Origin of the sequence: Brevundimonas sp. (genome assembly GCF_036677305.1) — a bacterium.
Lineage (GTDB): Bacteria > Pseudomonadota > Alphaproteobacteria > Caulobacterales > Caulobacteraceae > Brevundimonas.
Map to the genome: position 1 here is coordinate 1 of NZ_JAKFEB010000210.1, position 11717 is coordinate 11717.

The 11717-nt window shown below is 68.5% G+C and carries 12 protein-coding genes and 2 tRNA genes; 8 read left to right on the plus strand and 6 right to left on the minus strand.

Annotated features, from left to right (window positions below; translation table 11 throughout):
* The 3 genes from V6M42_RS12175 to V6M42_RS12185 form a co-directional block, all read right to left on the minus strand.
* Window positions 1-123: GTP-binding protein (locus tag V6M42_RS12175; protein WP_332678711.1), on the minus strand; the 123-nt coding region annotated here is incomplete at its 3' end.
* 52 nt (window positions 124-175) lie between these two features.
* A tRNA-Gly gene (locus tag V6M42_RS12180) sits at window positions 176-249 on the minus strand.
* A gap of 76 nt (window positions 250-325) precedes the next feature.
* Window positions 326-409: transfer RNA gene (locus V6M42_RS12185), tRNA-Tyr, on the minus strand.
* A gap of 146 nt (window positions 410-555) precedes the next feature.
* Here V6M42_RS12185 and rlmB point away from each other — a divergent pair.
* Both rlmB and V6M42_RS12195 read left to right on the plus strand, forming a co-directional pair.
* Window positions 556-1473, plus strand: coding sequence for a 23S rRNA (guanosine(2251)-2'-O)-methyltransferase RlmB (rlmB, locus tag V6M42_RS12190; protein WP_332678699.1), 918 nt, complete (start codon window positions 556-558; stop codon window positions 1471-1473).
* 42 nt (window positions 1474-1515) lie between these two features.
* Window positions 1516-2361, plus strand: a complete 846-nt coding sequence (locus V6M42_RS12195) for a TerC family protein (RefSeq protein ID WP_332678701.1) — start codon at window positions 1516-1518, stop codon at window positions 2359-2361.
* A 31-nt stretch (window positions 2362-2392) separates the two neighbouring features.
* Here V6M42_RS12195 and metG read toward each other — a convergent pair whose 3' ends face one another.
* Window positions 2393-4099: a methionine--tRNA ligase gene (metG, locus tag V6M42_RS12200; protein WP_332678703.1), complete on the minus strand. Its 1707-nt coding sequence runs from the start codon at window positions 4097-4099 to the stop codon at window positions 2393-2395.
* Between the two features lie 138 nt (window positions 4100-4237).
* Between metG and V6M42_RS12205 the strand changes: the two genes are divergently transcribed.
* A complete protein-coding gene (locus V6M42_RS12205; RefSeq protein ID WP_332678704.1) occupies window positions 4238-4696 on the plus strand; it encodes a hypothetical protein in 459 nt (152 codons plus the stop codon).
* 4 nt (window positions 4697-4700) lie between these two features.
* Here the strand turns inward: V6M42_RS12205 and V6M42_RS12210 are convergent, their stop codons facing one another.
* Entirely contained in the window at window positions 4701-6041 is a 1341-nt protein-coding gene (locus V6M42_RS12210) for an MATE family efflux transporter (protein WP_332658623.1), read from the minus strand.
* Window positions 6042-6186: 145 nt separating this feature from the next.
* On the opposite strand from V6M42_RS12210, the gene V6M42_RS12215 reads away from it, so the two are divergent.
* Together V6M42_RS12215 and V6M42_RS12220 are read left to right on the plus strand one after the other, a co-directional pair.
* Window positions 6187-6888 carry a hypothetical protein gene (locus V6M42_RS12215; protein WP_332678706.1) on the plus strand — a complete coding sequence of 234 codons (702 nt, stop codon included), beginning with the start codon at window positions 6187-6189 and terminating at the stop codon, window positions 6886-6888.
* A 38-nt stretch (window positions 6889-6926) separates the two neighbouring features.
* Window positions 6927-8534, plus strand: coding sequence for a carboxyl transferase domain-containing protein (locus V6M42_RS12220; protein ID WP_332658625.1), 1608 nt, complete (start codon window positions 6927-6929; stop codon window positions 8532-8534).
* Here V6M42_RS12220 and V6M42_RS12225 read toward each other — a convergent pair.
* Window positions 8524-8841 carry a hypothetical protein gene (locus V6M42_RS12225; RefSeq protein WP_332658626.1) on the minus strand — a complete coding sequence of 106 codons (318 nt, stop codon included), beginning with the start codon at window positions 8839-8841 and terminating at the stop codon, window positions 8524-8526. The two genes, V6M42_RS12220 and V6M42_RS12225, sit on opposite strands and share 11 nt — an antisense overlap.
* A 142-nt stretch (window positions 8842-8983) precedes the next feature.
* Here V6M42_RS12225 and V6M42_RS12230 point away from each other — a divergent pair, with 142 nt between their 5' ends.
* The 3 genes from V6M42_RS12230 to V6M42_RS12240 form a co-directional block, all read left to right on the plus strand.
* A complete protein-coding gene (locus V6M42_RS12230; RefSeq protein ID WP_332658627.1) occupies window positions 8984-9883 on the plus strand; it encodes an enoyl-CoA hydratase-related protein in 900 nt (299 codons plus the stop codon).
* Window positions 9884-9903: 20 nt separating this feature from the next.
* Window positions 9904-11034, plus strand: coding sequence for a DUF3667 domain-containing protein (locus V6M42_RS12235; RefSeq protein ID WP_332678708.1), 1131 nt, complete (start codon window positions 9904-9906; stop codon window positions 11032-11034).
* Window positions 11035-11069: 35 nt separating this feature from the next.
* On the plus strand, window positions 11070-11717 hold a 648-nt coding region (locus V6M42_RS12240; RefSeq protein WP_332678709.1), incomplete at its 3' end, for a biotin carboxylase N-terminal domain-containing protein.

Sequence of the window (11717 nt, forward strand, 5' to 3'; positions counted from 1 at the left end):
GCCGCCGGCCTTGGCCAGCGTCATCGTGATCGCAGCCGTCAGCGTCGTCTTGCCGTGGTCCACGTGACCGATCGTGCCGATGTTGCAGTGCGGCTTGTTACGTTCGAACTTTTCCTTGGCCATGGCCAAAACTCCTGTGGCCCGGGAAGGGGCGATTGGGTCAGCTTAAGAATTCTGGAGCGGGTAGACGGAATCGAACCGACATATTCAGCTTGGAAGGCTGCTGTACTACCATTGTACTATACCCGCACGGAGACGGCCTCGGGCCCTGAAGCCTTCGACCGCCGACCCGATATGGGGTCCAGGCCTTCGTTTCGAAACCGCGTGGTGGGGGAAGCAGGACTCGAACCTGCGAAGCTTACGCAGGGGATTTACAGTCCCCCCCCTTTGCCGCTCGGGACATTCCCCCAGCGCGTTTTCGAACCGTCGGACCGATGCCTCTCAGACCTTTCGGTCGTCGAAACAACAAAAGCTCTCGGTGTCCCGCGTCGCCTGGTTTAGGAGGGGCGCCTGACCCGAAAGCCCTCAGGGCTCCAAATCGGAGGGCGTCTTATAGTGTCGAGAAATCCAGAACGCAACGACCGGAAATCGGGCAAAAAACCGGCCTTCGGCGACCGGTCTGCGCCCCGTTCCGGCGGGCCCGGAGCGGGCGCCAAGGGTAAACCCGAGGGCGGTCCCGACCGCGGCGGGTGGAACCCCAATCCGAAGCCCAAGGCCTTCTCTGATTCCGCCCCGCGCGCGTCGCGGGCGAAAGCCGACGCCGATAATTTCGTCTGGGGCCGTCATCCGGTCGTCGCCGCCCTCGCCAACCCGGCCCGCAAGGGCATGGGCCGCCTGCTGGCGACCGCCGACCGCGCCGCCGAGCTGGAGCGGGACAAGCTGGCCCACGGCCACAGGATCGAGATCATCGAGGTCCAGGCGCTGGACCGCATGCTGCCGCCCGGCGCCGTGCATCAGGGCCTGGCCTTCAAGGTCCAGCCGCTGGAAGGCGTGGCGCTGGAGGACATCGCCGGCGAAGGCGGGGTCATCGTCATGCTGGACCAGCTGACCGATCCCCAGAATGTCGGCGCCATCTTCCGCTCGGCCCTGGCCTTCGGGGCCAAGGGCATCGTGGTCCAGGACCGCCACTCCCCCGCCCTCGCCGGCGCCCTGGCCAAGGCCTCGGCCGGCGCGACGGAACGCCTGCCCTGCGCCCGGGTGACCAACCTCAGCCGCGCGCTCGAGAAGCTGGCCGATCTGGGCTGGCGCGCCGTGGGGCTGGACGGCTCGGCCGAGCTGACGCTTGACCAGGCGCTGGACAACCGTCCGACCGTGCTGGTCATGGGCTCGGAGGGCGACGGCATCCGCCGTCTGGTGGCCGAGCATTGCGACGTGCTGGCGAAGATCCCCATGCCCGGCGGATTCGAGAGCCTGAACGTCTCCAATGCGGCGGCGGTGGCCCTCTATGAGGCGTCCCGGAAACAGACGGCCTGATCCCGCATTGATGCGCGGCTGATCCTGCCCTAGAGCGCCTGCATGGAATTTCTCTCGTCTCCCGAACTCGCCTCCCAGCTCTCGGCGCTGGGCAAGGTCGTCATGATGGACCTCGTGCTGGCGGGCGACAACGCCGTCGCCGTCGGTCTGGCCGCCGCCGCCCTGCCGCAGGAGCAGCGCAAGAAGGCGATCATGATCGGCCTGATCGCGGCCGTGGTCATGCGGATCGGCTTCGCCCTGATCACCGTGCAGCTGCTGGCCATCGTCGGCCTGATGCTGGCCGGCGGCCTGCTGCTGCTCTGGGTGTGCTGGAAGATGTGGCGCGAACTGCGCGAACAGGCGACCCACGATCAGGCCGAGGCCGAGCGGGAGCTCGAACTGGCGCTCAGCATCGAACACGGCAAGGGCCCCTCGCCCGAGGAACTGGGCCTGAAGCGCAAGACCTTCGGCGCCGCCCTGGTCCAGATCATGATCGCCGACATCACCATGTCGCTGGACAACGTCCTGGCCGTCGCGGGCGCCGCGCATGACCATCCGTGGATCATGGTCTTCGGCCTGGTGCTGTCGATCGCCCTGATGGGCGTGGCCGCGACCTATATCGCCAAGATGCTGCATCGCTACCGCTGGATCGGCTACCTCGGCCTGGTGATCGTCCTCTATGTCGCCCTGCACATGATCTGGGACGGCTACCGCTCCACCGTGATCCGCACCGGCAACGTCGGCCAGCACAACGCCGCCGTGCCCGCCATGCTGGATATCGGCCAGAAGGAGGTCGACAAATACTGCCGGGCGGAGTCGTCTGCGGCGCGGCCGACCTGTCTGGCGCAACTGGCGCCGCCGGTCACGGTCGTTCCGCTCCCCGCGCCCGCTACGCCGCCCGGCGTCTGAGCGCGGGTTCCAGCCCGCGCCCCGGACCGGGCTAGGCGTCGGCTCCGCCGAAGCGTTCCGACCACTCGGCCACCTGCGAGTCCTCGATCTTGGTGAAGAGCACGCCCGCCGCGGCCACCGTCTGGCCGCGCGGCAGGGCGTCCAGCAAGGGCTCATCCGCTGACGGCCAGCTGAGATCCGTCGCCCCCACCGTCGCCGCGATCTTCACCGCCGAATCCGGCATGACCGGCGCGGCCAGACGGGCGAACAGGGCGACGAGGTTCAGCCCCGTGCGCACCCCGACCGCCGAGCGTTCGACGTCGGTCTTGAAGGCAGTCCAGGGCGCCGCCTCCTGCAGATATTCATTGCCCAGCACCCAGACGGCGCGCAGGGCGACCGCCGCCTTGCGGAACTCCATCGCCTCGAACTGGGCCGTGGCCTCGGCGATGCCGGCGCGCAGATCGGCCTCCAGCTTGGCCTCAAGCGGACCGGGCTCGCCCGCGTGCGGCACGACTCCGTCGAACTTGCTTTCGGCGAACTTGACGATGCGGTTGACGAAATTGCCCAGCACGTCGGCCAGGTCCTTGTTCGTCGTCGACTGGAACTGCTCCCAGGTGAAGGCCGCGTCGGAATGCTCGGGCCCATAGGCCGTCAGATGCCAGCGCCAGTAGTCGGCGGGCAGCAGCTCCAGCGCCTGGTCCATGAAGACGCCGCGCTTCTGGCTGGTCGAGAATTTCCCGCCGTACCAGTTCAGCCAGTTGAAGGCCTTCAGGGTGTCGACGGTCTTCCACGGCTCGCCCGAGCCCAGAATGGTCGCGGGGAAGCTGACGGTGTGGAAGGCGACATTGTCCTTGCCCATGAACTGGACGTAGCGAACGTCGTCCGCCCCCTCGTCCGTCCGCCACCAGTCGCGCCAGGTCCGGCCGGTCGCATCGGCCCATTCCTCGGTCGCGCCGATGTATTCGATGGGGGCGTCGAACCAGACGTAGAAGACCTTGCCCTCCATGCCCGGACGCGGCCCGCCGTCGGGACCGACCACCGGCACGCCCCATTTCAGGTCGCGGGTGATGCCCCGGTCGATCAGGCCCTCGTCCAGATGTTTCAGGGCGATGGAGCGCGCCAGCGTCTGCCAGTCGCCCTTCGAGCCGATCCACGCGCGGATGCGGTCGGCCAGTTTGGTCTGCAGCAGATACAGGTGACGCGTGTCCCGAACCTCGAGATTGCGCGAGCCCGAGACGGCCGAATAGGGATCGATCAGATCGGTGGGGTCCAGCAGCCGCCCGCAGTTGTCGCACTGGTCCCCCCGCGCGCCGACGTGGGCGCAGTGCGGGCAGGTCCCCTCGACATAGCGGTCGGGCAGGAAGCGGGCGTCGTCGACGGAATAGATCATCCGGTCGACCCGCTCCTCGATCAGGCCGTTCTGCTCCAGCACATTGGCGAAATGCTGGGTCAGCCGCTGGTTGGGGGCGTTCGAGGACCGGCCGAACCAGTCGTAGCTGAGGCCGAACGCCTGGCCGGCGGCCTTCTGGACCTCGTGCTGCTCGTCGCAATAGGTGCGGACGTCCTGACCGGCCGCGGCGGCGGCCAGCTCTGCCGGCGTGCCGTGCTCGTCGGTGGCGCAGATGTAGAGGACCTCATGGCCCTGGGCCCGCTTGAACCGCGCATAGACGTCCGCCGGCAGCATCGAGCCCGCCAGATTCCCCAGATGCTTGATGCCGTTGATGTACGGCAGCGCCGAGGTGATGAGGATGCGGGCCATGGGAATCCGTGTCTTGGGGAGGCGACCATATAGAGAGTGGCGGCTTCCGCGGCAAAGCCCCGCCGGACCCTCGGCGTCATAAACAGCGGGCTCGCCACACGCTGAAGGTCATGCATGATGGCGTCGCAGGAGATTCCCATGCGCGCCACCCTCTTTCCCGCCGCTTTCGCCGCCCTCGGTCTTGTCGCGGTCGCGTGGGCATCCGACGCGTCGGCCGGGTCTCCCGCAGCCGGAGGTCAGGACGAGGCGGCGCTGGAAGGGAAATGGAGCGAGCGAGAGGTCGTCTGCGACGACCAGTCCACGCACACCCGGCCGGTGCGGGAGCTGGTCTTCACCGCGGACGGCCGTTTCACCCTCACCTGGGAGCCGTTCGAGAGCTTCACCGACTACTGGGGCGTGGTCGTCCACGACGCGGCGAGCGGCGTCCTGCGGATGGAGGTCGCCGACACCAACAGCAACCCGCCGGCCCAGGTCCTGACCGGCGTCGCCGAACTGACGGAAGGCGGACGACGGCTCATCCTCTCCGGCATCGACCTGGGCGACGGCCAGCGCCATCACTGGGGCCGGCGCTGCCGTTACGTGTTCGGCCGGATCTGACGCCTCAGACCGGAAGCCGCCGCGCCACCCGGATGAATCGCCCCGTCAGCAACGCCGACGACACCAGACTGGCGACGATGATCGCCCAGACCAGACCGTCGACGCCGATCTCGTGCGCCCACCACCAGCCCAGCGGCATCATGATCAGGCTGTAGGCCGCGAAATGCATGATCGTCGGCCACCAGACGTCTCCCGCCGCGCGGTTGGCCGAGGCCGACACCACCTGAATGCCGTCGGCGACGAAGAACAGGGTCGTCAGCACCAGCGCCGGGATCACCACCGCCAGCAGTTCCGGATCGCGGTTATAGGCGCTGGCGATCAGGGGCGCGCCGGGCCAGACGAACAACGCCACCGCCAGCGTCAGGGCGATGACCACGCAAATCCCGACCAGACCGGCGCGCAGCACGCCGCGTCCGTCGCGGGCCCCGTAGGCGCGGCCGACCAGCACCGCCGTCGCGGCCGACAGCCCCATGGGGACCATGAAGACCATGGCGGAGACGTTCAGCACGATGGCCCAGGCCGCGGTCTCGATCGCGCCCAGCTGGCCGGCGATGAAGGTCATGGCGGCGAAGGCCCCGACCTCGATGAAGTAGGAACTGCCGGCGCCGTAGCCGACCTTGCGCTGCTCGCGCTCGTCGGCCGGGTTGCGCTCGGGGCGACGGAACACGCCCAGAGCCCGCGCCTCGGGCAGGCGGACGATATAGACCAGCAGGAACACCGCCAGCGACGTCCGGGCGAAGAAGGTCGCCCAGGCCGAGGCTATGGCGCCGTCGACCCCGATGCCGAGAATGTCGGGCACCAGCAGCAGGTTCAGCGCCAGATTGACGCCGTTGGCGATCCACATGGCCCACATGCCGGCGCGGGGCCTGTGCAGGGCCTCGAGGAAGAACTGGGCCGCCACGCTGACCAGATACCCCGGCATGGACAGGGCGAAGACCACCAGCACCGGCGAGGCCCCCTCGCCCAGCCCCGGGGCCAGGCCCATGTGCTGCAGGGCCCACGGTCCGATCAGGATCAGGCCGAACATCGAGGCGAAGCCGATCTGCATCGAATAGACCACGCCCCGGCGCAGGACCCCGCCGACCTCGCCGCGCCGGCCCTCGCCGATCAGGCGGGCGGTCATGACCTGCACCCCCATCATCAGGCCGACGGCGGTGGTGACGATGATGGCGGTGGGGGCCAGCGCCAGCGAGCTCCAGGCCAGCTCGATGCTGGAGTAGTTGCCGACCACGATGACGTCGGTCAGGCCCATGGTCATGATGCCGAGCCGCGCCAGCACCACCGGCCACGCGAGGTGCAGCAGCTCGGTCAGGGTCGTCCGGGTCTGGGTGTTGAAACCGATCATGGGACGCGCGACAGGCCACGCTCGCCGTTCGAGGTCAACCCGGGAATACCGATGGAGCCATAAGCTGACCCCATGCGGATCGGCGGGACGGTTGACGGATGAGCCCGCGCCGCAGACCTTGGGTCTCTCACATCGGGATACGTCCATGCTGGATCTGCTGTTCGCCGCCGCGCTGATCGCCGCCCCTGCCTCGCAGGACGAACCCCCGCCGTGCGAGGCGTATGGCAATGACGACAGCCTCAGCATCGGCGTCGTCATCGCCCCCGGACGCCCCGGCGGCGAGCTGACCCTGCACGCCAACGAAGCCCTGCACGGCATGATCGCCGTACCGCTGAAATGCTTCGACCGGTGGTCCTCGTCGGACCCGGCCGTGACCGTCGCGCCCGAACGGGGCAAGATCGTCATCGGCCCCGAGGCGACGCCCGGCCGCGACGTGGAGATCACCGGGACCCTTGGGGCCCGCACCGTGCGCACCCGGTTCCGCATCGCCCCGGCCGAGGGCCCGGTCCTGACCGGTTTCTGGTCCCAGACCTCGGTCGACTGCCACGGCCCGGTTCCGCGCGATCCCCTGCGCGAGTTGCGGTTCAACAGCGACGGAAAATTCGCCGTCACCTTCGTGCCGTTCGAGGTCCGTCAGGACTACTGGGGCGCGGTCGAGTTCGATCCGGCCGCGGGCCGCATCGGCTTCTCGGTCGAGCGCGGCAACAGCGTGCCGGCCGATCTGATGCTGAAGGGAACCGCGCGGGTCGAGGGCGACAACCAGCTGACGATGGACGGCGTCTATTTCGGCGGACTGGATGTCGCCCCCCCGGCCGAAGGCTGCAGCTACGTGTTCCGGAAGCGCTAGGGCTTTTCCCGGCGCGGCAAGCCCCCTACACCAGCGGCATGCCCAAGCTGACATCCGCGATCGATCCGAACAGCGCCGCCTTCAAGGCCCTCGACGCCCACAATCGCGCGCTCCGCGACGAACTCCACGCCCGGGTGGCGAAGGCGGCCCGCGGCGGCTCGGACGCGTCGCGCGACCGCCACGTCTCGCGCGGCAAGCTGCTGCCCCGCGACCGCGTCGACCGCCTGCTGGATCCCGGCTCGCCCTTCCTTGAAGTGGGCCAGCTGACGGCCAACGGCATGTACGGCGATGCGAAGGACCCCGACGGCGCGCCGGGCGCCGGCATGATCTGCGGCGTCGGCCGGGTCTCGGGCCGCGAGGTCATGATCGTCGCCAACGATCCGACGGTGAAGGGCGGCGCCTACTTCCCGCTGACCGTGAAGAAGCACCTGCGGGCGCAGGAAATCGCTGAACAAAACAACCTGCCCTGCATCTATCTGGTCGATTCCGGCGGAGCCAATCTGCCGCACCAGGCCGAGGTCTTCCCCGACCGCGACCACTTCGGCCGCATCTTCTTCAACCAGGCCCGCATGTCGGCGAAGGGCATTCCCCAGATCGCCTGCGTCATGGGCAGCTGCACTGCCGGCGGCGCCTATGTGCCCGCCATGTCCGACGAGACCGTCATCGTCCGCAACCAGGGCACCATCTTCCTGGCCGGCCCGCCGCTGGTGAAGGCCGCGACGGGCGAGGTCATCTCCGCCGAGGAGCTGGGCGGGGCCGAGACCCACGGCCGCCGGTCCGGCGTGGTCGACTATGTCGCCGAGAACGACGCCCATGCGCTGGAGATCGTCCGCACCATCGTCGACAGCCTGAACTCGGTGAAGTCGGTCGACATGGATGTGCGCGAGTCGCGCGCGCCCGTCTATGACGCCGAGGAGCTGTACGGCCTGATCCCCGACGACGTCCGTGCGCCCTATGACGTGCGCGAGGTGATCGCCCGTCTGGTCGACGCGTCCGAGTTCGACGAGTTCAAGGCCCTGTACGGGACGACGCTGGTCTGCGGCTTCGCCCGCATCCACGGCTATCCGGTCGCCATCCTCGCCAACAACGGCGTTCTGTTCTCGGAAAGCGCGCTGAAGGGCGCCCACTTCATCGAACTGGCCTGCAAGCGGAAGATTCCGCTGGTCTTCCTGCAGAACATCTCGGGCTTCATGGTCGGCGGAAAATACGAGGCCGAGGGCATCGCCAAGAACGGGGCCAAGCTGGTCACCGCCGTGGCGAGCGCGGAGGTGCCGAAATTCACCATCCTGATCGGCGGCAGTTTCGGGGCCGGCAACTACGGCATGTGCGGCCGCGCCTTCGCGCCCCGCTTCCTGTTCACCTGGCCCAACAGCCGGATCAGCGTCATGGGCGGCGAACAGGCCGCCGCGGTCCTGGCCACCGTCCACCGCGACGCCGACAGCTGGACCCCGGAACAGGCTGAGGAGTTCAAGGCCCCCGTGCGCCGGAAATACGAGGACGAGGGCAATCCCTACTATGCGACCGCCCGCCTGTGGGACGACGGGATCATCGATCCGGTCCAGACCCGCGACGTCCTGGCCCTGGCCATCTCGGCCTCGCTGAACGCCCCGATCCCCGAGACGACCTTCGGCGTGTTCAGGATGTAAGCGGCGGCCTGACGGTCCCGTCCAGCGCCCAGCGGTAGGAATCGGGGCCGAAGGGCAGTTCGAACAGATGCGGCGCCCCGACCTCCTTCGCCGCATCGGCGTGCAGTTCGAACGCCGACAGCAGGGCGCGGCGCGTGCGGTCGGCGGCCAGGCCGCTGAGGCCCTTGCGCTGCAGGATGCGGCCAATGACCACGTCGCGGTGCGCCGCGCCGCCCTGGGCCATGAGCTGTTGTCTGATTTCGGCGGCCAGTTTCGCCTTCACAGGCGTCAGGCGCGCAGGTTTTCGGGATCGCGTAGCGTGCGGCATGTCATCCTCACAGGCTCCTGACCTGCGACGATCAATTCCCTCGTTCCCCGACCTGTCAAGAAACGAGCCCGGCATCCACGCCGTCGCTGCCATTCCGCCAACCATGCGTTACACTGGGCCAGCCTCCCCCGAAGGACCGATCATGACCGACAAGCCGACCGAAGCCGACCTCAACGCCCTCGACATCACCGACGCCGAGGCGGCGGAGATCAACGCCATCGCCCATCCGCTGCTGGCGGATCCGGCGCCCGACGCCAATGACGACCTGGTGCAGATCGACTCCACCGCCGACGGCGTCGTCTTCGTCACCATCAACCGGCCGGACAAGCGCAACGCCTTCGACGCCCCGACCATCGCCGCGCTCTACGAGGCGTTCGAGACCCTGCAGGGGGCCGACAAGGTGCGTCTGGTCTTCGTCCGCGGCGCGGGCGGCACCTTCAGCGCCGGCGCCGACCTGGGCTGGATGAAGGACGCCGCGGGCTGGTCGGAAAGCGACAACCGCGACGACGCCATGGGTCTGGCGAAGATGCTCAAGGCCCTGCACGACGTTCCGGCCCTGACCTGCGCCATCGTCGAGGGCGCGGCCATGGGCGGCGGGGCCGGCATCGTCGCCGCCTGCGACATGGCCGTGGCCGTCGAGGGCAGCCGTTTCGCCTTCTCCGAGGTCAAGCTGGGCCTGATCCCGGCGACCATCGCCCCCTATGTCGTCGAGGCCGTCGGCGCCCGCCGCGCCCGCCAGCTGTTCCTGTCGGCCAACATCTTCGACGCCGACTACGCCGCCCACGCCGGCCTGATCGACATGGTCCTGCCCGAGGGCTCGGTCGACGAGTTCATCTCCATGCTGACCGACAGCATCAGCGCCAATGCGCCGGGCGCGATGGGCGACGCCAAACGGCTGGTCAACGACGTCGTCGGCCACAGGATCGATCACGGGCTGATGGAAGACACCGCCAAACGCATCGCCCGAGCCCGCGTCTCCGCCGAGGGTCAGGAGGGGGTGCGCGCCTTCCTCGAAAAACGTAAACCCGTCTGGGCTCAGTAAGAATCGCGGGGGGCGTCTGAATGTCAGGGGAACTGGAAACGGCGGCGCTGGCGTCCGGCGGCGGCTGGCTCAAGTGGAAGCGCGAGCACGCGGACATCCCGCCGGGCACGCCCTGCGCCAATTGCCAGACGCCGCTGGCCGGCCCGCACTGCCATGAATGCGGCCAACTGGCCCAGGACTTCCACAAATCCGTCTGGAAGCTGACGGTCGAGGCGGTCGAAAGCCTGCTGCACCTCGACGGCCGGCTGTTCAGCACCCTGCCCAACCTCGTCCGCAGGCCCGGCAAGCTGACCCGCGACTATATGGAGGGCAAGCGCGCCTCCCAGGTCGCGCCCTTCCGCATGTTCCTGGTCATCCTGCTGATCGCCTTCTTCGTCGGCCACGCCGCCCTCAAGGCCGGCGAGAAGCACGAGACGACCGGGGGGGACCACGCCGCTGCGACCTCGCCCCGGACGTTCAAATACAATGGCCGCGTGGTCACGCCGGGCAGCGAAGCCATGGCGGAGTTCGAGCGCGAGGTCATGGCCGACCCCGACCTGAGCCCGGCCGAGAAACAGACCCAGATCGCCGCCGCCCGCGGCGACTGGGCCAGCTTCAGCCGCAACCTGGCCGCCGACGTTTCGGAAAAGGCCCAGACGAACGCCGCCGCTGCAAACGCCGACGATGAAAAGCTCAGGGTCACCTCGCGCGTGGCTGACGACAAACAACTCGAGTCCGTTCAGCACTGGGCGCAAACCCGCTACGACGCGGTCAAGGACGACCCGGAACGGTTTGCCCTGATCCTCGAGATATGGGCCCACCGCGTCGCGATCCTGGCCCTGCCCGTCTCGGCCCTGATGCTGACGCTGCTGTTCGCCTTCAACCGGCGCTTCTACGTCTTCGATCACGTCATCTTCTCGATGCACTCGCTGTCGTTCCAGCTGTTGCTTCTGATCGTGATCATGGCGCTGAGCGTCCTGACGCCGCTGGCCTGGTGGCTGCTGTGGCTCGCACCGGTGCATCTGTTCGTGCACATGAAGGGGGCCTATCAGCGCAGCGTCTTCGGCACCCTGGCGCGGATGTTCGTCCTGTTCACCCTGACGACCATCACCTTCAGCCTGCTGGCCGTCCTGTGGCTGTATCTCGGCTTCAACGAGATGGCCGGACACTGATGGCGGCGGCGGCGGTCTGCGGCTAGAGAGACGACATGTTCAAATCCGTCCTGGTCGCCAACCGCGGCGAGATCGCCTGCCGCGTCTTCCGCACCGCCCGCCGCATGGGCATCCGCACCATCGCGGTCTATTCCGAGGCCGACGCCGGGGCCCTGCATGTGCGCGAGGCCGACGAGGCCGTGCTGATCGGCCCCGCCCCCGCGCGCGAATCCTATCTGGACGCCGCCAAGGTGCTGGCCGCCGCGAAGGCGACGGGCGCCGAGGCCATCCACCCCGGTTACGGCTTCCTGTCCGAGAACGCGGACTTCGCCGAGGCCGTGACGGCCGCCGGCCTGGTCTGGATCGGCCCCCCGCCCGCGTCCATCCGGGCCATGGGCCTGAAGGACGCGGCCAAGAAGCTGATGATCGAGGCCGGCGTGCCGGTCACCCCCGGCTACCAGGGCGAGGACCAGTCGCTCGAGACCCTGACCGCCGAGGCCGCCCGCATCGGCTATCCGGTCCTGATCAAGGCCGTCGCCGGCGGCGGCGGCAAGGGGATGAAGAAGGTCGACCGCGCCGAAGACTTCGCCGACGGCCTCGCCTCGGCCCAGCGCGAGGGCCAGTCCTCCTTCGGCGATCCACGCGTCCTGATCGAGAGCTACATCACCCGCCCGCGCCACATCGAGGTTCAGGTCTTCGGCGAC

Bases quoted from the DNA above. Each gene is read 5' to 3' on its own strand.
- V6M42_RS12195 (WP_332678701.1), top strand. From the start codon at position 1,516: ATGGAATTTCTCTCGTCTCCCGAACTCGCCTCCCAGCTCTCGGCGCTG.
- metG (WP_332678703.1), bottom strand. From the start codon at position 4,099: ATGGCCCGCATCCTCATCACCTCGGCGCTGCCGTACATCAACGGCATC.
- V6M42_RS12205 (WP_332678704.1), top strand. From the start codon at position 4,238: ATGCGCGCCACCCTCTTTCCCGCCGCTTTCGCCGCCCTCGGTCTTGTC.
- V6M42_RS12210 (WP_332658623.1), bottom strand. From the start codon at position 6,041: ATGATCGGTTTCAACACCCAGACCCGGACGACCCTGACCGAGCTGCTG.
- V6M42_RS12215 (WP_332678706.1), top strand. From the start codon at position 6,187: ATGCTGGATCTGCTGTTCGCCGCCGCGCTGATCGCCGCCCCTGCCTCG.
- V6M42_RS12220 (WP_332658625.1), top strand. From the start codon at position 6,927: ATGCCCAAGCTGACATCCGCGATCGATCCGAACAGCGCCGCCTTCAAG.
- V6M42_RS12225 (WP_332658626.1), bottom strand. From the start codon at position 8,841: ATGCCGCACGCTACGCGATCCCGAAAACCTGCGCGCCTGACGCCTGTG.
- V6M42_RS12230 (WP_332658627.1), top strand. From the start codon at position 8,984: ATGACCGACAAGCCGACCGAAGCCGACCTCAACGCCCTCGACATCACC.
- V6M42_RS12235 (WP_332678708.1), top strand. From the start codon at position 9,904: ATGTCAGGGGAACTGGAAACGGCGGCGCTGGCGTCCGGCGGCGGCTGG.